Source organism: Kitasatospora indigofera (genome assembly GCF_014655955.1).
Classification (GTDB): Bacteria; Actinomycetota; Actinomycetes; order Streptomycetales; family Streptomycetaceae; genus Kitasatospora; species Kitasatospora indigofera.
In genome coordinates this window covers 396,739-416,864 of record NZ_BNBO01000002.1, presented here as the reverse complement: position 1 = coordinate 416,864, position 20,126 = coordinate 396,739, and the positions used below count along the sequence as shown (strand labels likewise).

Here is a 20,126-nt window from a genome sequence, read left to right as displayed (position 1 = left end):
GGGCCATCAGGAAATCGGACATACCCTCCACTATTGTCTGATTCTGATTGACCACCCGGTGGGCGGGCGGCCCCGGGCCGGCCCGCCCGCACGGTGATCTGGGCCGTGACACCGAGGAGGGGCCATGCCGCAGACCGCGCAGCACCCGGCGTCCTACGCGTACCGGACCGTCCGGGAGGACGTGCGCGTCCCGCTGGCGGACGGGGTCGAACTGCACGCCAGGATCTGGCGCCCGGTGACCGAGGAGGCCGTGCCCGCCCTGCTGGAGTACCTGCCCGGCCGGCTCGCCGACGGGACGGCGGCCCGCGACACCGAGCGCCACCCCTGGTACGCCGGGCACGGCTACGCCTCCGTCCGGGTGGACGTCCGGGGCCACGGCAACTCGGGCGGGCTGCCCGGCGAGGAGTACTCGGCGCAGGAGCTCGCGGACGGCGTCGCCGTCGTCGGGTGGCTGGCCGCCCGGCCCTGGTGCAGCGGGAACGTCGGGATGTTCGGGCTGGCCCGGGGCGGCACCACCGCCCTGCGGATCGCCGCGCTCGCACCCCCCGCGCTCAAGGCGGTGGTCGCCGTCTGCGCCGACGACGACCACCGCGACGGCGACGCCCACCACCTGGGCGGCGCGCTGCTCGCCGCCGGCACCCACGCCCGGTCCGCCGGCCTGCTGTCCCTCGCCGCCTGCCCGCCCGACCCGCGGTACGTCGGCGACGACTGGCGCCGGATCTGGCTGGACCGGCTGGCCGCCCTCGAACCGCCCGTCCACCCCTGGCTCACCCACCGGGCCGGGGCCGGGGAAGGGCGCTCAGGCCGGGAGGCCGAGGAGTACCGCGCGATCAGGGCCGCCGTACTGGCCGTCGGCGGCTGGGCGGCCCCCGGCCGGGACACCGTGCTCCGGCTGGTCGAGCACCTGACCGCGCCCGTCCGCGGCCTGCTCGGCCCCTGGTCGCAGCAGTACCCCGACCAGGGCCTGCCGCCCGGCCCAGCGGTCGGATTCCTCCAGGAGAGCCTGCGCTGGTGGGACCACTGGCTCAAGGGCGCCGACACCGGGGTACTCGCCGAGCCGGCGCTGCGCAGCTGGATCGACGGGTCCGGGCCGGCCGGCGAGGACGGGGACCGGCCGGGCCGCTGGTGCGGCGAGGAGTCCTGGCCCTCCCCCGACGTCCGCGAGATCCACTACGGCCTGGACACCGCGCTGCGCACCGCCGGCACCCCCTCCGACGACCGCTTCGTCCATGTCCGCTCGCCGCAGCACACCGGGGTGGACGCCGGCAGCCCGCACCCGGCCGGCCGCGCCGCCGACCTGCCGCCCGACCAGCGGGAGGAGGACGGCCGCTCGGTCTGCTTCGACTCCACGCCGCTCCCCGAGCCGGTGGAGATCCTCGGCCGGCCCGCGCTGCGGCTGCGGCTGCGCGGCCGGGGCCCCCGCGGACAGGTGGCCGCCCGGCTCTGCGACGTCGCGCCCGACGGCTCCTCCGCCCTGATCACCCGCGGCGTGCTCGCACTCGTCACCCGCCCGCAGGACGGGCCGGCGACCGGGGGGCCGGCCGGCGGCGCCCAGGACGCCACGGTGGACGTCACCGTCGAGCTGGCCGGCACCGGGTACGCCCTGCCGCCCGGCCACCGGCTCCGGCTGGCGCTGTCCTCCGCGTACTGGCCGTGGGTCTGGCCGCAGCCGCAGGACGAGGGCTTCGACCTGGACCCGTCCCGCAGCACCCTGACCCTCCCCGTCCGCCACCTGGCCGCCGACGCGGGCAGCGCGCCGATCGGCTTCGGCCCGCCGGAGCAGGCCGCGCCGCTGGACGTCCGCCGCCCCGAACCGCTGACCGGCCGGCCCGGACGCGTGGTGATCAGGGACGTCGCCGCCGGCGAGTGGCGCCTGGAGGTGGACCCGGGATCCGGCGGCCCGTGGATCCTTCCCGACGGACTCGTCCACGAGGAACGGACCGTCGAGGCGTACCGGATCCTCTCCGGCGACCCGCTGAGCGCCTCCGCCCGCACCGACCGGACCGTCCGCCTGGAGCGCCCGGACATCGGCTGGGACGTCACCGTCCGGACCCGCTCGGAGCTCGACTGCGACGCCACCCACATCACCGCCCGCAGCCGGGTGAGCGCGCTGGAGGCCGGCTCGGTGGTGTTCAGCCGCGCCTGGGAACGCCGGATCCCGCGCGAGACGCCCTGACGGCGGCCGACCTGTGTGGGGGCCGCCGGGGCTGACGGTCCGGCACCCGCGGCGGACGGACGGATCGCCGGCGGACGGGCGGGCCGGCGCGTACGGGCCGGCCCGCCCCGCCGTCACGGCTGCGGGTAGGAGCCTGCCGGTACGTCAGTGGTCCTGGCGTTGCCGCCGACCACCGCCTGCAGGCTGAGCGTCCAGGTGCTCCAGCGGATCTCGGAGGACGTCCGGGTGGTCTTGAACTCCAACGGCTCGTCGAACTTGCTGAAGTCGCAACCCTGGGTGAACGCCTTGGTGGCCGGGTCCCAGTCGGAGCCGCCCGCGAAGAAGACCTCGTAGGTGCCGTCCTCGATGCCCTTGAACTTGGCGGTCTGGCCCTTGCCGACGTAGACCGAGTGGACCGACTTGCCGTCCTTCGCGAGCGAGAGCACCGCGTCGCCGCTGCCGCCGTTCTCGATGCTCAGCTCACCCCGGCCGTCGAGACTGCCCTCGCGCACCATGGTGCCGTTGTCGAGCGCCCGCTGCTGGAGCTGGCCGGTCGCCGGCACGGTCAGGGTCGCCGGGTAGCCGGCCGCGGCGAGGGCCGCCAGCGCGGCCGGAATGGTCGTCAGCGCCTCGGCCTGGCCGAAGCGCGCCAGGGCGGAGCCGGTCGCACAGTACTTGCCGCTGTGGATCTCGTCCTGGACGGTGTCGATGTGGTCGCTGAGCGCGTCCAGCGCGACCAGCAGTTGCCGGTGCGCGGCGGAGGCGGCCGCCGGCTCGGTGGCCAGCTTCAGACCGGCGCCCGCCAGCACGGCCTTGGAGCCGACCTCCTTCAGCGCGGCCCCCAGCGCGATCAGGTCGGCGGCCTGCGGCAGTTTCGCGAGCTCGGCGTCCAGCGGCCCGATCCACTTGGCCAGCACCGGCCCGTACGGGGTCGGGGTCGGCGTCGGGACGGGCGGCGGGGTGGAGACGGGCGGCGCGGCGGCCGTCCGCCCGGCACCGGGGCCGGACCCCGTCGAACCACCGCTGCACCCGGCCAGCACCAGGGCGCCGGCGGCCAGCAGGGACGCGGCGGCCAGCGCGCGCCGGGTGCTCCGGGTACGGACCGGCGCGGCGGTCGTGATGGTGCCAGGGCCGCCGTCCGCGGCCGTGCCCCGTGCGGTCCTCGTGACGGTGTCCGACGTGCTGTCCGACGTCCCGCGTGCTTCGGCCAAGACAGGCCCCCCGTTGCCTTGTTGGTGCTGGTCCCCGTCATGATGGTCCCGGGCCGCGCGGAACCGGTCAACTCGATTCGGGCGGGCCCGCGGGGCGGCCGGGAGCAGCACAGGGCGCGCAAGGGGCGCGCACAGGGGCGCACCTGCCGGTCCACTACGATCAGGGAGTGTTCAGGCTCACCGGACTCCCGTTGCAGATCATCGCCGTCCTCGTGGCGATCGCCGTGTTCGCCGCCACCATGTGGCTCTGGCCGAGATTCGGCGGCCGGACCTGGAAGGACTGGCTCGGCCGGATCGGGGCCTTCCTCGCCACCCAGCTGGCCGTCCTGGTCGCGATGGGCCTCATCGCCAACGGCTACTTCGGCTTCTACAGCTCCTGGAGCGACCTGCTCGGCTCCGACGGCGGGCCCGGCACCGTGGTCGACCACCGGCCCAACGCCGCGGTGGCCGTGATGGGTGAACAGCGGGTCTACTCCGCCCAGGGATCGGTGCGGGAACGCTCGGGCCTGATCCAGAGGATCGACGTGAACGGGGCCGCCAGCGGCCTGCGCAGCGAGGCGTACGTCTACCTGCCGCCGCAGTACTTCCAGCCCCAGTACGCCAAGCACGCCTTCCCGATGGCCCTGGTGCTGGCCGGCTACCCCGGTTCGGCCGAGAAGCTCATCTCGCTGATGCACTACCCGGCGTCCACGCTGCAGGCCATCGAGCAGAAGAAGCTCCCGCCGACCGTCCTGGTGCTGATGCGCCCGACGATCGCCGGAAACCGGGACACCGAGTGCATGGACGTGCCCGGCGGCCCGCAGGTCGAGACCTTCTTCACCGCCGACCTGCCGAAGGCGCTCGCCACCACCTACCGGATCGCCGACGACCCCGGCGCGCGGGCCGTGATCGGCAACTCCACCGGCGGGTACTGCGCGTTGAAGTTCGCCCTGCGCAAGCCCGACGCGTACCGCTCGGCGATCTCGCTGTCCGGCTACTACACGGCGCCGATCGACCAGACCACCGGCGACCTGTTCGCGGGGGACGACCGGCTCAAGCAGGAGAACGACCTGGTCTGGCGGCTCCGGAACAAGCCGGCCGCCCCGGTCGCCCTGCTGCTGGCCACCAGCTACGACGAGAACAACTACCAGGAGACCCAGGCCATGGTGGGCGCCTTCAAGGCCCCCACCGTGCTGTCCACCATCACCCTGGACACCGGCGGCCACAACTTCCACACCTGGACCCGGGAGATCCCGCCCGCCCTGGAGTGGCTCGGCAAGCACCTGACGGTCCCCCAGGGGGCCCCGGCCTGACCGGCGGACCGGCCCCGGGCGCAGGCCGGGCGGTGGGCCGGGACGCGCCCCGGCCGGCCGGTCCGGCGAAGGCCCGGCGGGCTCCCGGCGGGCTCCCGGCGGGCTCAGGTCACCCCCGCCGGATGATCCTGGCAAGATCACAGGCCACTCATAGCCGGGTCTCATGATGCTCTCAGCCACCCGGCCGAGCGTATTCCCATGACCACGACCAGTTCCTTCCCTCCGACCAGCGACCCGTGGCCCGAGGCTGCGAACTACCCGCCGCCGCAGGCCCCGGCGCGCGCCACGGTCGACCCGATCTTCCCGCCCGCCGCCCTGCCGCCGCGCGGCCCGAAGGGTCCGGCGTCCTGGGGCGGGCGCCTGCGCACCCTGCCGGCCCGCACCTGGCGCGGCCGCGCGGACGACCCGCGGTGGGCCCGGCCGGCCTTCCTCGGCCTGCTGGCGGCGACGGCCGTCCTCTACTTCTGGAACCTGAGCGCCTCCGGCTGGGCGAACTCCTTCTACTCCGCCGCCGTCCAGGCCGGCAGCCAGAGCTGGAAGGCCTTCTTCTACGGCTCCTCGGACGCGGCGAACTTCATCACCGTCGACAAGCCGCCGATGTCGCTCTGGCCGATGGCCCTCTCGGTGCGGATCTTCGGCCTGAGCTCGTGGGCGATCCTGGCCCCGCAGGTCCTGATGGCGGTCGCCACCGTCGGCACCGTGTACGCGGCGGTGCGCCGGCGCTTCTCGCCGCTGGGCGGCCTGGTGGCCGGCGGCGCGCTGGCCCTCACCCCGGTCGCGGCGCTGATGTTCCGGTTCAACAACCCGGACGCGCTGCTGGTGCTGCTGCTCACCCTGGCCGCCTACGGCGTGCTGCGGGCCACCGAGACGGCGAGCACCCGCTGGATGCTCTTCACCGGCGTGATGTTCGGCTTCGGCTTCCTCACCAAGACCCTCCAGGCCTTCCTGGTGCTGCCGGCCTTCGCCCTGATCTACCTGGTGGTGGCGCCGGCCGGCCTCGGCCGGCGGGTGCGGCAGCTGCTCCTCGGCGCGCTGGCGACGGTCGTCTCGGCCGGCTGGTGGGTGGCGGTCGTGCAGCTCGTCCCGGCGGCCGACCGGCCGTACATCGGCGGCTCGCAGGACAACAGCTTCCTGTCGGTGACCTTCGGCTACAACGGCTTCGGCCGGATCACCGGCAACGAGACCGGCAGCGTCGGCGGTGGCGGCGGCGGTGCGGGCGGCGGTGGCGGCATGTGGGGCAGCACCGGCATCACCCGGCTCTTCGACGGCGACATCGGCGGCCAGATCGCCTGGCTGATGCCGGCCGCGCTGATCCTGCTGGTCCTCGGCCTCTGGGCGACCCGGCGCTTCCCGCGGACCGACAGCGCCCGGGCGGCCTTCCTGGTCTGGGGCGGCTGGCTGGTCTGCACCGCGCTGACCTTCAGCTTCATGTCGGGGATCTTCCACCAGTACTACACGGTGGCCCTCGTCCCCGCGGTCGCCGCGCTGGTGGGCATGGGCGTGGACGGCCTCTGGCGGGTCCGGCACCGGCTGCCGTACGCGGCGGTGCTGAGCGCGACCCTCGCCGTCACCGCGGTCTGGTCGTACGTCCTGCTCGGGCGCAGCGCGGACTTCCTGCCCTGGCTGCGCTGGGCGGTGCTGACCGGCGGACTCGCCGCGGCCGCGGCCCTGCTGCTGGCGGGCCGGCTGACGGCCCGGCTGGCCGCGGTGACCGGGCTGGTCGGCCTGGCGGCGGCGCTGGGCGGCCCGGCGGCGTACGCCGTGGACACGGTGTCCACCGGGCACTCGGGGTCGATCGTGACGGCCGGACCGCAGGTGCAGGGCGGGGGCTTCGGCCCCGGCGGCGGGCGCGGCGGCTTCGGCGGGCGCGGGGGCGCCATGGAGTTCCCGGGCACGGGCCAGCGCCAGGGGCAGCTCGGCCAGGGCCAGAACGGCTTCCCCGGGATGCCGCAGGGGCAGAACGCCCAGGGCCTGCCCGGCCAGGGCCAGAACGGCCAGGGCCAGAACGGCCAGGGTCAGAACGGCCAGACGCTGCCGGGCGGTCAGAACGGCTTCCCGGGGATGCCGCAGGGCGGCTTCGGCGGCCGGGGCGGCGGCACGGGCGGCGGCATGGGCGGCCTGCTCAACGGTGCCCAGGTCGGCAGTGAACTCGCGAACCTGCTGAAGCAGGACGCCGGCCGGTACACCTGGGTCGCGGCGGCGGTCGGCTCGCAGAACCAGGCCAGCTACCAGCTGGCCACCGGCGAGCCCGTGATGGCGCTCGGCGGCTTCAACGGCACCGACCCCTCGCTGACCCTGAGCGCCTTCCAGCAGTACGTGAACGAGGGGAAGATCCACTACTTCATCGGCGGCGGCATGGGCGGCGGGACGGGCGGCCGCACCACCGCCGCGGCCGGCGCCGAGAACGGGGCCGCCGGCACGGCGGGTGCCACCGGCGCGGCAGGTACCACCGGCGCGGCAGGTACCACCGGCGGCGGGATGCCGGGCGGCACGGGCGGCGGCATGGGCGGTTCGTCCGAGTCCTCGGAGATCGCCACCTGGGTGGCGTCGCACTTCACCGCCAAGACCGTCGGCAACGCGACGATCTACGACCTGACGGCCCCCACCGGCTGACCGGCCCCGCGCGACGGGACGGCCGGCCGGGAACGGCGGGACGGGACGAAGGTGGGGCGGACCGCGACAGCGGACCGCCCCACCCTCGTGCGCGGTACGATCCGGACCAGACAGCACCACCGATCCACGCACGAGGGACCCCCACGCAGTGTCCGAGGACCGCACCGCCGCACCACCCGCCGAGAGCCGCCCCGACCTGCGGGCCGACTGCTCGAACTGCTTCGGGCTCTGCTGCGTGGCCCTGCCCTTCGCCGCCTCGGCGGACTTCGCCGTCGGCAAGGAGGCGGGCAAGCCCTGCAAGAACCTCCAGGCCGACTTCCGCTGCGGCATCCACACCCGGCTGCGCCAGGAGGGCTTCCAGGGCTGCACGGTGTACGACTGCTTCGGCGCCGGGCAGCAGGTCTCCCAGGTGACCTTCGGCGGGCGCGACTGGCGGCAGGCCCCGGAGACCTCGCGGCAGATGTTCGAGGTGTTCCCGGTCGTCCGGCAGCTCCACGAACTGCTCTGGTACCTGACCGAGGCGCTCACCCTGCCGGCCGCCCGTCCGGTGCACGCCGACCTGCGCGGCGCGCTCGACGACACCGAGCGGCTCACCCGGCAGAGCGCCGACGACCTCGCCGGGCTGGACGTCGCCGCCCACCGCGGGCGCGTCAACGAACTGCTGCTGCGCACCAGCGAACTCCACCGCGCCACCGCCGGACGCAAGGCCAAGGACCACCGCGGCGCCGACCTGATCGGCGCCCGGCTCCGCAAGGCCGACCTGCGGGGCGCCAACCTGCGCGGCGCCTACCTGATCGCCGCCGACCTCACCGGCGCCGACCTGCGCGGCGCCGACCTGATCGGTGCCGACTTCCGGGACGCCAGGATCGGCGGCGCCGACCTCACCGGCAGCATCTTCCTGACCCAGGCCCAGCTGAACGCCGCGAAGGGCGACGCCGCCACCCGGCTGCCGGCCGCGCTGACCCGCCCGGCGCACTGGTCCTGACAACGACGGCCGGTCCGGCGCCCGGTCCGACGCCGGGGGCCGTCAGCCCCCGCACTGCTGGAGCATCGCCTTCTTGTCCGCCTCGGTGACGGGCAGGGCGTACTTCAGCGAGACCTGCGCGAAGCGGACGACGTACGAGCACCGGACGGCCGTGGCGGCGGGCAGCCAGACGGACGGCCCCGAGTCGCCCTTCGACGCGTTCTGCTGCCCGTCGGCCGGGACGAGGTTGAGCGGGTCGTTGGCTATCTGCACCCGCTTCGCCTTGTCCCACTTGGCGGCGCCCATCTGCCAGTCGTAGGACAGCGGCATCACATGGTCTATCTGGATCCTCGACGCCTGCGTCTTGGACCACTTCACGGTCTTGCCGGTGTACGGGTCGTAGATGGTCATCGCGGTCACCGTGCAGTCCGACCCGTCCTTGCGCTCGACCGACCGGCCGTCCCGGGCCAGCAGGTCGTTGCGGGTGTCGCACTTGTTGTGCCCGAGGGCGACCCCGTCGACGTTGTCCGTCCAGGCGGGCCCGAACTGGTCGCGGTCGTAGCCGTCCTTGGGACCGGCCGCCGCCGTCCGGACCTTGGCTATCAGGTCGCGGGCCGCACTCAGGTCCGCCGCCGAAGTGATCGGCGCCAGACCGGGCTTGGTGCCGTCCGGGTTCTGCAGCGGGCTGGTGCCGCGACCGCCGGACGGGGCGCTGTCGCCGGAGGTCACCGGGTCGCCGGTGCACCCCGCCAGCGCCAGGGCGGAGAGCAGCAGGGCGGCGGTCGTGGACAGGGCGCGGCGGCGGGCGGGCACGGTGGACTCCCGGGTCGGGTCGGCGGGTGACGGCGCACCAGCAGACCAGCCGCCCCACGCCCGGTCAAGCGTTCGGGACGAGGCGCGCCGCGGTCATGTCGAACCTCACATTCCGGTTCGCCGGGCGGACCGCCCCACGATCCGCCGGCCCGGCTGCCCCGGTCCGGCCGCCGCGGCCCGCCGCCGGCCCCCGCGAGGTCCGCGGCGAGGCCCCCGGCGAGTCAGGCGGCGGGTTCGGCGGTGAGTTCGGCGGCGACCGCGGCCACCACCTCCGCCGCCGGCGTGGCCCGGACGCCGAACACCCGCTCGGTCCGGGTGGAGTCCAGCACGAACGGCCGGTGGGTGAGGTACCGCATCTCGGCGACCTCGCCCAGGACGGGTGCGTCCAGGGCGAGTTCGGCCAGCTCCCGGTCACTGGTCGCGGTCAGCCGGGGCGCCGGGGCGCCGGCCGCGGCGGCCAGCCGGGCGGCCAGCTCGCGGGCGGAGAGCGTGGCGAAGCTGGGCACGTGCCAGACCTCGCCCCAGCCGGTGCCGGCCCGGGCCACCGCGACCAGGGTGCGGGCCACGTCCACCGGGGCGGCCCAGCTGTGCGGCGCGTCCAGGTCCGCGTAGTAGGCGGCGGGCTCGCCGGCGGCCAGCTGCCGGCCGGCCATCAGCAGGAACAGCGACTGGGCGCCGGGCCCGAAGTAACTGCCCGCCCGGACCTCGGTCGCCCGCACCCGGCCGGCCCGGTGCGCGGCCAGCGCGTCCGCCCACATCGCGGCCCGCAGCTCGCCCTTGACGCCGGCCGGCGCCGGCGGCCGCGACTCGGTGACCGGCCCGTCCACCGGCCCGTAGGCGTAGACGTTGCCGAGCATCACGTACCCGGCCCCGGTCCGCGTGGCGGCGGTGAGCAGCGACGCGGCCAGCGGCGGGAACTCCTGCTTCCAGCGGTCGTACGGCGGCGCCGCGCAGTTGACCAGGGCGGTGGCGCCCTCGACCAGCGCGGTGAGGCGGTCCGGGTCGGTGGCGTCGGCGGCGACCCGCTCGATCCCGGGGTGGACCGGCCCCGAACCGCCCCGGGTGATCAGCCGGACGCTCTCCCCCTCGTCGGCGAGCAGGCGGGCGGTGGCGGTGCCGGTCGATCCGGCGCCGAGGACGACGTAGCGGGACATGGCTCTCTCCAAGAGGGTGGTACGGCGGCGGAGTTGTGCGCGGGACGGGCCCGGGTCGGGGTCCCGCGCGGACTTCCGGCCCCGGCCGTGGCGGGGAGCGCGGCCGTGCGCCGGGCGCTCGGGAACAGCTCCACTCTGTGCCCGCGCGCCGGTGTGAAACAGTGGCCGGGCTGCCACGGATCCGGAGGTTCTGGCCATGCATCGGATCGCCGTGGTGGCCGTCGCCCCGGTCACCGCCTTCGACCTGTCCATCCCCGAACTCGTCTTCGGCGCGGCCGAGGTGGCGGGCGGCCCGGCGTACGAGGTACTGGTGTGCGCCCCGGAGCCCGGGCCGGTGGAGACCACGGGAAGCCTGCGGGTGGTCGTCCCGCACGGGCTGGAGGTGCTGGCCGGCGCGGACACCGTGATGGTGACCGGATCGGGCTCGCGGGCCGAGGCCGACCCCCGGGTGCTGGCCGCCCTCCGGGCGGCGGCCGGGCGGGGCGCCCGGATCGCCTCGATCTGCACCGGTGCTTTCGTCCTCGCCCAGGCGGGGCTGCTGGACGGGCGCAGCGCCACCACGTACTGGGTGCAGGCGGGGGCCCTCGGCCACCGGTTCCCGTCGGTGCGCGTCCTGCCGGACGTCCTGTTCGTCGAGGACGGCCCGGTGCTGACCTCCGCCGGGCTGACCGCGGGGATCGACCTCTGCCTGCACATGGTCCGCGCGGACCACGGCGCCTCGGTGGCCAACGCGGTGGCCCGGCTGACGGTCGTCTCGGCGGTGCGGCACGGCGGGCAGGAGCAGTCGGTGGGCCGGCCGGTGGCGGCGGCCGACGGCCGTTCGCTGGCGGCGACCAGGGGCTGGGCGCTGGACCGCCTGGACCGGCCGCTGTCCTCGGCGGAGCTGGCCGCGCACGCCGGGGTCAGCGTCCGCACCCTGCACCGGCGGTTCCTGGCCGAGGCGGGCGTCAGTCCGCTGCAGTGGCTGCTGACCCAGCGGATCGAGCGGGCCAGGGAGCTGCTGGAGTCGACGGACCTGTCGGTGGAACAGGTCGCCGGGCGGAGCGGCCTGGGCGGGGCGGACTCGCTGCGGCGGCACCTGGTGCAACGGGTCGGGCTGACGCCGCGCGCCTACCGGGCCAAGTTCGCCAGGCCCGGCCGACGCCCCTGAGGCGGACGGGAGTTGCAGCCGCCGCAGCTGAGGCGGACCGGCCTGCCGGCCGTCGGCGAAGCACCGCGCGGCCGCCGGCCGGTCGGCCGGCGGCGCAGCCTGCCCGTGGCCGGCCGGCCCCGGGCAGCCGGCCCGCGGTCAGCCGCCGATGGCCGACATCGGGCGGTCCGGCTGGACGAAGTCCGCGGAGTTGATGTCGTGTCCGGGGCCCTTGCGGGCGATGGTGCGGCGCCAGGCCGCCTCGATCGCGGAGTCCTCGGCCGCGCCGCGCAGCAGCGCCCGCAGGTCGGACTCGGTGGTCGCGAACAGGCAGTTGCGCAGTTGGCCGTCGGCGGTGAGGCGGACCCGGTCGCAGCCGCCGCAGAACGGCCGGGTGACCGAGGCGATCACGCCGATCACCGTGTCGGTGCCGGCGATCCGCCACTCCTCGGCCGGGGCGTTGCCGTGCCGGCCGACCGGGACGAGGTCCCAACGGGCGCCGAGGATCTCCAGCAGTTCGTCCGCGGTGATCATCTTGTCGCGGTCCCAGGCGCCCTGGGCGTCCAGCGGCATCGACTCGATGAAGCGCATCCGGTAGCCGTGGCGGGCGGCGAACTCGACCAGGCCGACGATCTCGTCGTCGTTGACCCCGCGCACCGGAACGGCGTTCACCTTGACCGGGGCCAGTCCGGCGGCCTGCGCGGCGGCCAGGCCGGCCAGCACGTCGGCGATCCGGTCCCGGCGGGTGATCTCGGCGTACCGGTCGGCCCGCAGGGTGTCGAGGCTGACGTTCACCCGGTGCAGGCCGGCCTGCTGGAGCGCGGCCGCCGTCCGGGCCAGGCCGATCCCGTTGGTGGTGAGCGAGACCTCGGGGCCCAGTTCGGTCAGCCGGGCCACCAGGGCGGGCAGCCCGCGCCGCAGCAGCGGCTCGCCGCCGGTCAGCCGGACGGAGGTGATGCCGAGGCGCCGCACCGCGATCCGCACCAGCCGGACGACCTCGTCGTCGCTGAGCACCTCGGCCTTGGGAAGCCAGTTGAGGCCCTCGGCCGGCATGCAGTACGTGCAGCGCAGGTTGCAGCGGTCGGTGAGGGATACCCGCAGGTCGGTGTGGACCCGGCCGAAGCGGTCGACCAGCGGGGGAGGTGCGGTGTCCATCGACCCAGTACAGGCGCAGCACCCCGGAAGATCCAGCGGCGGAAGACCCTGGGTGCCGCCGCGACCTGCGGGATCGTGTTGTGCATTCGTACAACTGCACCGGCCCGGCCGGGCGGGCAAGCTGGGCGCATGGAAGATCAGCCGCAGCGGGCCGTCGCCGCCCTGGTGCTGGCCGCCGGGGGCGGCCGCCGGCTCGGCGGCCGGCCGAAGGCACTGCTCCGCCACCGGGACCGGCCGCTGGTCGAGCACGCGGTCGGGGTGGTCCGGGCGGGCGGCTGCGGCCCGGTGACGGTGGTGCTGGGGGCGGCGCGCGAGCAGGTCAGGGCCGAGGCCCGGCTGCCGGACTGCCGCCTTGTCGACAATCCGGACTGGGAGAGCGGCATGGGCTCCTCACTGCGGGCCGGACTGGCCGCGCTGGACCCGGGCACCTCCGCCGTCCTGGTGATGCTGGTGGACACCCCCGGCGTCACCCCGGCCGCCGTGGCCCGGCTGCTCGCCGCCCACCGCGCCGGCGCCGAACTCGCGGCCGCCGGGTACCAGGGCCGCCGCGGGCACCCGGTGCTGATCGGCGCCCGGCACTTCGCCGAGGCAGCCGCCGGCGCCACCGGTGACGCCGGCGCCCGGGCGCTGCTGGCCGCGCACGCGGCCGCCGTCACCCTGGTCGAGTGCGCCGACGTCGCCGTCCCCGACGACCTCGACACCCCGGCGGACCTCGCCCGCTGGACGTCCGCCCGCTGACACCCGTCCGGAGCCGCCGCGCCCGGCGCCGCGTGGGCCGAGTGGGCCGCGTCGGCTGCGTCGGCTGCGTGGCTGCGTGAGCTGCTGCGGGTTACCTCCCGTCGGGCGGCTCGTCCTGGGTGCGTCCGGCGTCGTTCCCTTCGGCTCCCCTGCAGCGGTCCTCCGGCCCACTCCCGGCCCGGGAGTTCAGCGGCCGCACCGCCCACTCCGCCACGCCAGGAGGCGAGTCGGGAGAGTGCGGCGGGCCGCGCCGCCGCACCGCCCGGAGCACAGGAACCGGTGGTGAGCCCCGTACCCCGCGGTGCGGTGCGGTGGCAGGGGACCAACCGGCCGAGGCTGTCGGGCCGGTGCGGGTGGGTAGGGTCCGGGCATGGGGAACATCGAGGTCGTTCCGGAGAAGGTGGCCTGGGTCCTGGTGCGCGACGGGCGGGTGCTGGTGACGCGCGACCGCGGCGTGGAGGTCTTCTACCTCCCCGGCGGAATGAGGGAGCCGGGTGAGTCCGACGCCGAGACCCTGGCACGCGAGATCACCGAGGAGCTCCGGTCCCGGGTCGACCCGGCCACGATGGTGCACGTCGGCACCTTCGAGACGCGGAGGAGTTCCGACGGACGCGCCGAGTTCCGGATGATCTGTTACACCGCCGAGCACACCGGTCCGTTGGCGGCCTCGGGGGAGATCGCGGAGGCGGACTGGTTCGGCTACGGCGATCGGGCCCGGGTCTCCCCGGTGGACCAGCTGGTGTTCGACATGCTTCATTCCTCGGGCCGACTGCCCTGAGAAGGAGCAGGACCTCGGGGCGAGGCGCTCGCGCCGGCGGCGGCACCGGGCGGCAGACGTCGTCCCGCCCGCCTGCTGCGGCCCCGGCCGGACGGCAATCGCGGGCGTCCGGATCTTTCCCGCGGATTTCCGTTGTCGGACCGCCGTCCCCGGGTCTCCCAGGTGTCGCAAGAACACCTGAGGCAGAGGACGTGGACCCGAATGAACAGCGATCACCCCGTGACCGGTCACGCCCGGGCCGAGGACCGCACCGCCGTCAGTCGGCACGGACGCCGGCGCGGCCGGCGGAAGAAACCTTCCGCCGCGCCGAGGCTGTTCGCGGTGCTGGCCGGGTCGGTGGCCCTGGGCGGCGTGGCGAGCTGGTACGCGACGGTGGCGCCACCGGCCGGCTCGGGCGCACGGCCGACCGCCGCCAGCGCCCCCGACAAGCTGCTGGCCGCCCAGCTCGCCGAACCGCAGGCGCCTGCCGCCCCGACCGGCTCACCGGGCGGCTCACCGGCCCCGGCCGCCGGACAGCCGTCCGCCGCGCCGTCCCCCAGCGCCGCACCGAGCACGGCCGCGCCCGCCCCCTCGCCCACCGCCACGGCCGGGACCCCGCAGGCCGCGCCGGCGACCGGCGCGGCCGCCCGGCCGACCGCCACCGCCTCCGCGACGCCGGTCCCCGCCAAGTCCTCCCCCGCCGCGGGCGCGCCGGCCGGTGGCAAGGCCGCGCAGTTCATCGACCAGGTCGCCGCGCTGGTCAACACCGAACGGGCCAACCACGGCTGCGCGCCGGTGGCCGTCAACGCCAAGCTGCAGTCCGCGGCGCAGGTGCACTCGGACGACATGGCCGCCCGCGACTACTTCGACCACGCCGACCCCGAGGGCCACCACGCGGACACCCGGATCAACGCGACCGGCTACAAGTGGAGCCGCTGGGGCGAGAACATCGCCCGTGGCCAGCAGGACGCCGCCGCCGTGATGGAGGCCTGGATGAACAGCCCCGGCCACCGGGCCAACATCCTCAACTGCGACTTCAAGGAGATCGGCGTCGGGGTCACCCTGGGCTCCGGCGGCCCGTGGTGGACCCAGGTGTTCGCCACCGCCGGCTGATCGGGCCCCGCCGCCGTGCCGCCCGCGCCTTCTCCCCGGTACCGCCCGGCCGGGAGGCGCGGGCGGTACGGCGGTGAACGGCGGAGCGGGACGGGACGGACGAAGGACGAACGGCCCGCCGGATCAGCGGGAGGCGCCGAGGTCCAGCGTCCACAGGGTGCCGGCCGGGCTCGGCGCCGTGCCCAGCCCCATCGCGGTGTACCGGCAGTCGAGCATGTTGTCCTGGTGGATGGCACCGTCCATCCAGTCGTCCACCACCGCGTCCGGGCCCTTGCGGCCGCGGTCGATGTTCTCGCCCCAGAGGCTCCACCGGTAGCCGCTGGCGGTGATCCGGCTGTCGGCCCGGCCGCCGTCCGGGTCGACGTGGTCGTAGTAGTTGCGGGCCGCCATGTCCTCGGAGTGCTTCTGCGCCGCGCTGTGCAGCCGCGGGTCGATCTTCAGGGCGGGGCAGCCGCGCTTGGCGCGGGTGGCGTTGATCCGGTCCGCCATCTGCTGCTCGGCGGTCCTCGCGGTGGGGCTCGGGGTGGGGCTCGGCGTCGCCGTGACCGGGGGCACGACCACCGGGACGGGTTCGACGGGCTGCGGGGAGGCGGTCTCGGTCACCGGTGCGGACGAGGGCGAGGGCGGCGCGGCGGCCACCGGCGGCGGTGCGGCGTCCGGCTCGGGGGCCGCGCGCAGGGCGCCCAGGACGGCGGCGCCGAGGGCGAGCACCACGACCGCCGAGCCGACCGCGCGGCCGGTCCGGCGCCGCCGCCGGGCGGGCCCGTGGCCGCCGTGGCCGCCCTGCGCGTCGTGACCGCCCGAGGGAGAACCACCCGTGCCGTCGCCCGTACCGGTTCCAGGGCCGCCGTCGCCCGTGCCACCCGGGCCCGCGTCCCCGCCGCTCCCTCCGGCGTCCCCGCCGGAGCCGTCCCCGCCCGGCGCGCCGGACTGCGCGGCCGTCGGCAGGTACCCGGCCGGGTGGTGCGGCAGCGGCAGCAGGCCGAGGCCGGCCAGCAGGCCTTCGGCGGGCATCAGGCCGCGCCGGTGCCCCGCGCAGGCGGCGCAGGCGCGGGCGTGCCGGGCGATCCGCTTGCGCCACAGGGCGGCGGGGTTCCCGTCCCAGGCCTCGGTGAGCGCGTCGAGCTCCGCGCAGCGCGGTTCGGCGGCGAGGGCCCGCACCACCACCCGGGCGGCCTCCAGCTGCTCGCGCATCCGCTGGACCCGGACGGCCGCGTGCTGGGGGGAGAGTTCCAGGGCCTCGGCCAGCTCGGCGCGGGTGAGTTCACCGGCCGTCTCCAGCCACCACAGGGCGAGCAGGTCGCGGTCGCGGTCGTCCAGCCACCGGGTCGCCTCGGCGACCTCGCGGCGCTGGCCGGACAGGCCGAGCCGCAGGATGGTGAGGTCCACGAAGTCCGCGCCCGGGTCCGGCACCTCCTCGGCGGCGTCCAGCCCGGTCAGGCCGGCCTGCTGGCGGGCCGACCAGCGCCGGCGGACCTCGTTCATCGCGACGGCCACCAGCCAGGACCGGAAGGCGGCCGGGTCGCGCAGCCCGTCGAGCCGGCCGATCACCCGGACCATGGTCTCCTGCACCACGTCGTCCACGTCCGCGTGGCCGTCCAGCGCCCGGCCCACCACGTTGTAGACCAGCGGCAGGTAGGCGGCGACCAGCCGCTCCCTGGCGCGCTCGTCACCGGCCTGCGCCGCGACGACCACCGCCGTCCCGACCGCGTCGCCGCCCTGCTGCGCCCGTGTCCCCGTTCGCGCCTGCATCAGCACCGTCCTCAGCTCTCCGAACCCTGACACCCCCGCACCCCTCGGAGACCCCGGCCACCCGGTCGGATAACAGGAAACCGCACAGCCGTGCGCGGACCCGCCGCGGGGGTCCCCCACGGCCGCGGCGGAACGGGTGGGGCCGGGCCGGGCCGGGGTCGTCCCTCCACGGACGGAGCCGCTCCCGCCCGGCGTCGTCCCAGCCGCGTACGTCACCGAGCGTGTACCCCTGATCTCTCCCTGAGGATTGCGTCATTCCGTGCCAGGACCGGGGTGGATCGGGGAGCATGGGAGGCGACCTTCCCCCGGTCTCCGGCCGGGGGGACTTCCATGCCGAACCGAACGGACGGTGCCCGCCATGTCCGGACTGTCACTGCCCGACGACTTCACCGGCCGCGACCCGGCGCCGCACGGCCACGGCGGCGGTGGCGGCGGCGCGCAGGCGATCCGCTGCCCGGCCTGCCGCCGCGAGCACCTGTACGAGCCCCCGTCGCTGCCCTGCCCGTGCGGGGCGACGCTGAAGGTGCCGCTGCTGCGCGGCGGGGTGCCGGTGCAGGTCCGGTTCCGGTCCTGGGAGGACTCCTGGCTGAGCATGCGCTGCCCGCACTGCGGCCGCTCCGACCAGTGGCCCCAGCCCGAGTTCACCTGCAACTGCGGCGCCACCGTGCGGCTCCCGGTCGACCGGGCGACCCGTCTGCCGGGCGCCGCCGGCACCGGCCCGCAGGGCACCCGCCCGCAGTCGGCCCGCCCGTACAGCGCCCCCGTGCCCGTGCCGCCCACCGCGCCGCAGGTCCCGCCGCAGGGGCACTGGCAGCAGCGGGCGCCCTTCCACCCGCAGCCGGTGCACACGTCGCAGGACGCCGTCTTCACCGCGGCGCGGTACCTGGAGTGGCTGGGCTTCGACGATCTGGAGCTGACGGAGGCCCAGGAGCGCGACGGCGTGACCCTGCTGGGCCGGCGGATGGTCGCCCAGGTGGACGTCTGGACGGAGCCGGCCGACGTGAAGTGCGTCGAGTGCCTCTGGCTGCAGACCCTGCACGCGGAGGAGATGGCGGCGGCGATGTTCACCATGGCCGGGTACTCCCACCAGGCGACGGTCCGCGGCGAGCAGTTGCTGGTGGCCCTGTTCAGCCTGGACCCGGCGGGTGTCCCCCAGCCCGCGAACGGCGCGGCGGAGTCGCTGATGGAGACCGGCTGGACGTCCTGACCCGGGCGCGGCCCGGCACCCTGCGCGCCCCCGGCGGTGCACCGGCGTACGGCCGGGCGCGGCAGGCCGGTCCAAATCAATGACGCTCGTGATCTGGTGCACAAGCTCACCCCCGTGTTGAATTGCCGCCACAGCAGCCCCGGCTGCTGACAGTCCGGCTTGTCTGGATGGCGCACACAAGGAGGTGGCGTTGTCGGAGCACGGAAGGGCCCTGGGGGGCTGGGACAGAGGGGGACGGGCTCCGCAGGAGCCGGGGGGCACCGTGTGGCGGCTGCGCTCAAGGGCCTGCTGGCAGGAGGCCGCGGAACTGTTGCGCCCGGCCGCCGAGCACGATCCCACCGTGGCCCTCGAAATGGCCGAACTCCTCATCGAGCAGTGCATGTTCACCGCCGCGCACTGGCAGCAGGCCGAGCAGGCCCTGCGGCTGGCCGAGGCGGGTGTGGCCACCGCGGAGCAGCGCGCGGCGGCCTCCTGCGCGCGGGGGTTCCTCGCGTACGTGGCCAGTGTGCTGGGCCCGCGGGACCGGCTGGACGAGGCGCAGGCCGCGTTGGGCCGGACGTCCGCCCTGCTGCCGCCGGACGCCCCCGGGCGTCCGTTACTGGACTTCCGCCGGGGGCTGGTGGCGGAGAACCTGCTGCGCGACCCGACGGCGGCCTGGATCGCCTACCGCCGGGCGCACGACGGCGCGCGGGCCCACGGTGACGAGCTGCTGACCTCGTACACCTGGCGGCACCTGGCCGCGCTGGCCCTGGCGGGCGGGGACACCTCGCGCGCCCGGGAGGGGTTCGCCGCCTCGCTGGAGCTGCGCGAGCAGCTCGGCTTCACGGTCGGGGTGGCGCCGGCGCTGGCCGCGCTGGCCGAGGTGTCGGAGCCCGCCGAGGCGGCCCGGCTGCGGGCGGAGGCGGCACGCCTGGTCCAGGCGCTCGGGGGCGTACCGGTGTGGCTCGCGCGCCAGCTGAGCGCGGTGCCCGCGCCGGGTGCTCCCCCGGACGGCCGTATCGGGCAGGAAGCGGGGGATGCCATCAGCTAAGGTGAGCCTAACCTGGCCGGGGGGAGCAGCGCCCCGGCCGGGTCAGCCTTGCCGTTCCCGGGCTCCCCCGAGCTCCGGTCGACCCGATAGGGCCCGCCCATGACCGTGAGCAGCATCGAGCCGTGCCCGTCACCGCCCGCCGGACCCGACCGGGCCGTACCGGACCACGCCGCCGCGCCGTGCACGGTCGCCCACGCCAGGCTGGGCCAGGCGTTCCCGGCCCTGCGGGTGCACCACGGGCCGCCCCGGACCGGCGACGGCTGGGTGAGCGGCGCGCAGCTGCTGCACGACCCGCAGGGGCTGCGCGAGCTGATCGACTTCGACGCGCGCGACGGCCTGGACCGCTACGGCACCGCCCTGCGCCCGGACGTCGCGGCGGGGTTCTGCCTGCACCGCTACAGCTGGCCGGTCGGACTGCTGTTCACCCTGCCCTGGCTGCTGGAGCGCCGGGTGCCGCTGCTGCCGGCCGAGGCACTCTCGCTGCGGCGCGCCACCGGGGAGCTGACCGCGGAGCCGGGCGCGTTCTTCTGCCTGCCGCAGGATCCGGCGGCAGGCCTGCCCGGCGCGCTGGTGGTCCCGGACGAGGCGGCGCTGCGGGAGCGCCTGCTGGCGGCGCTGACCGAGCACTTCACCCCCGTCCTGGCGGTGTTCCGCCCGGAGGTGCGGCGGGGCCCGCGCACGCTCTGGGCCTGCGTGACGGACGCCGTGGTGGAGGGCCTGTGGCAGGTGTCCGCGCTGCTCGGCGAGGAGGAGCGCGCGGTGGGCGCGCTCCGCGCGCTGCTGCCGGAGCACGCCGGAGCGCGGACGGCGCCCCTGCTCGCGGGGACGGGCTTCGGGTTCGAGGAGCGCGACGGGTCGGCCCCGGTCCGGACCCGGACCCGGGCCGGCTGCTGCCTGCTCTACACCGTCCGCCCGGCGGATTCGTGCACGGGCTGCCCCCGGGTCGCACGAGGTTGACGTCCGGAACCGGCCCGAGGGGCGGAATTCCGGGAAATACCGCACTTCATTAATAATACGATGCTGTTTATTTCCCGTCAGAAATC

At 75.9% G+C, this 20,126-nt stretch carries 16 protein-coding genes; 11 read left to right on the top strand and 5 right to left on the bottom strand.

The genetic code is table 11. From position 1 onward, the window contains the following. The first annotated feature begins 124 nt into the window (after positions 1-124). Positions 125-2,176 (top strand): CocE/NonD family hydrolase, encoded by a 2,052-nt coding sequence (locus IE329_RS03715; protein ID WP_190209300.1) that lies wholly within the window; start codon positions 125-127, stop codon positions 2,174-2,176. Positions 2,177-2,289: 113 nt separating this feature from the next. Here IE329_RS03715 and IE329_RS03710 read toward each other — a convergent pair whose 3' ends face one another. Next, entirely contained in the window at positions 2,290-3,366 is a 1,077-nt protein-coding gene (locus IE329_RS03710; RefSeq protein WP_190209299.1) for a hypothetical protein, read from the bottom strand. 167 nt (positions 3,367-3,533) lie between these two features. Between IE329_RS03710 and IE329_RS03705 the strand changes: the two genes are divergently transcribed. The 3 genes from IE329_RS03705 (at position 3,534) to IE329_RS03695 (ending at position 8,256) form a co-directional block, all read left to right on the top strand. Beyond that, positions 3,534-4,658 carry an alpha/beta hydrolase gene (locus IE329_RS03705; protein ID WP_229927135.1) on the top strand — a complete coding sequence of 375 codons (1,125 nt, stop codon included), beginning with the start codon at positions 3,534-3,536 and terminating at the stop codon, positions 4,656-4,658. A 198-nt stretch (positions 4,659-4,856) separates the two neighbouring features. Next, on the top strand, positions 4,857-7,271 hold the full coding sequence (locus tag IE329_RS03700) for an ArnT family glycosyltransferase (protein WP_190209298.1): 2,415 nt from the start codon (positions 4,857-4,859) through the stop codon (positions 7,269-7,271). A 148-nt stretch (positions 7,272-7,419) separates the two neighbouring features. Beyond that, positions 7,420-8,256, top strand: coding sequence for a pentapeptide repeat-containing protein (locus IE329_RS03695; protein WP_190209297.1), 837 nt, complete (start codon positions 7,420-7,422; stop codon positions 8,254-8,256). Between the two features lie 42 nt (positions 8,257-8,298). Here the strand turns inward: IE329_RS03695 and IE329_RS03690 are convergent, their stop codons facing one another. Together IE329_RS03690 and IE329_RS03685 are read right to left on the bottom strand one after the other, a co-directional pair. Then, the gene (locus IE329_RS03690; RefSeq protein WP_190209296.1) at positions 8,299-9,048 is read right to left on the bottom strand and encodes an HNH endonuclease family protein; all 750 of its coding nucleotides are present in this window, start codon (positions 9,046-9,048) and stop codon (positions 8,299-8,301) included. A 221-nt stretch (positions 9,049-9,269) separates the two neighbouring features. Next, positions 9,270-10,202: an NAD-dependent epimerase/dehydratase family protein gene (locus tag IE329_RS03685; RefSeq protein ID WP_190209295.1), complete on the bottom strand. Its 933-nt coding sequence runs from the start codon at positions 10,200-10,202 to the stop codon at positions 9,270-9,272. Positions 10,203-10,398: 196 nt separating this feature from the next. Between IE329_RS03685 and IE329_RS03680 the strand changes: the two genes are divergently transcribed. Further along, positions 10,399-11,352, top strand: coding sequence for a GlxA family transcriptional regulator (locus IE329_RS03680; protein WP_190209294.1), 954 nt, complete (start codon positions 10,399-10,401; stop codon positions 11,350-11,352). A gap of 138 nt (positions 11,353-11,490) precedes the next feature. Here IE329_RS03680 and moaA read toward each other — a convergent pair whose 3' ends face one another. Next, positions 11,491-12,486 (bottom strand): GTP 3',8-cyclase MoaA, encoded by a 996-nt coding sequence (moaA, locus tag IE329_RS03675; protein ID WP_190209293.1) that lies wholly within the window; start codon positions 12,484-12,486, stop codon positions 11,491-11,493. Positions 12,487-12,615: 129 nt separating this feature from the next. Between moaA and IE329_RS03670 the strand changes: the two genes are divergently transcribed. From IE329_RS03670 to IE329_RS03660, 3 genes are all read left to right on the top strand, one after another. Then, a complete protein-coding gene (locus tag IE329_RS03670) occupies positions 12,616-13,224 on the top strand; it encodes a nucleotidyltransferase family protein (RefSeq protein WP_190209292.1) in 609 nt (202 codons plus the stop codon). A gap of 370 nt (positions 13,225-13,594) precedes the next feature. Then, positions 13,595-14,002 carry an NUDIX hydrolase gene (locus IE329_RS03665; RefSeq protein ID WP_190209291.1) on the top strand — a complete coding sequence of 136 codons (408 nt, stop codon included), beginning with the start codon at positions 13,595-13,597 and terminating at the stop codon, positions 14,000-14,002. Between the two features lie 201 nt (positions 14,003-14,203). Further along, a complete protein-coding gene (locus tag IE329_RS03660; RefSeq protein ID WP_190209290.1) occupies positions 14,204-15,094 on the top strand; it encodes a CAP domain-containing protein in 891 nt (296 codons plus the stop codon). A gap of 123 nt (positions 15,095-15,217) precedes the next feature. On the opposite strand, the gene IE329_RS03655 is transcribed toward IE329_RS03660, so the two are convergent. Then, positions 15,218-16,846 carry a sigma-70 family RNA polymerase sigma factor gene (locus IE329_RS03655; protein WP_190209289.1) on the bottom strand — a complete coding sequence of 543 codons (1,629 nt, stop codon included), beginning with the start codon at positions 16,844-16,846 and terminating at the stop codon, positions 15,218-15,220. 358 nt (positions 16,847-17,204) lie between these two features. Between IE329_RS03655 and IE329_RS03650 the strand changes: the two genes are divergently transcribed. The 3 genes from IE329_RS03650 (at position 17,205) to IE329_RS03640 (ending at position 20,040) form a co-directional block, all read left to right on the top strand. Beyond that, complete coding sequence (locus IE329_RS03650; RefSeq protein ID WP_229927134.1) at positions 17,205-18,053, top strand: hypothetical protein; 849 nt, start codon at positions 17,205-17,207, stop codon at positions 18,051-18,053. Positions 18,054-18,264: 211 nt separating this feature from the next. Further along, a complete protein-coding gene (locus IE329_RS03645) occupies positions 18,265-19,083 on the top strand; it encodes a hypothetical protein (RefSeq protein WP_190209364.1) in 819 nt (272 codons plus the stop codon). 99 nt (positions 19,084-19,182) lie between these two features. Continuing rightward, positions 19,183-20,040: a (2Fe-2S)-binding protein gene (locus IE329_RS03640; protein WP_190209288.1), complete on the top strand. Its 858-nt coding sequence runs from the start codon at positions 19,183-19,185 to the stop codon at positions 20,038-20,040. Positions 20,041-20,126 lie beyond the last annotated feature (86 nt).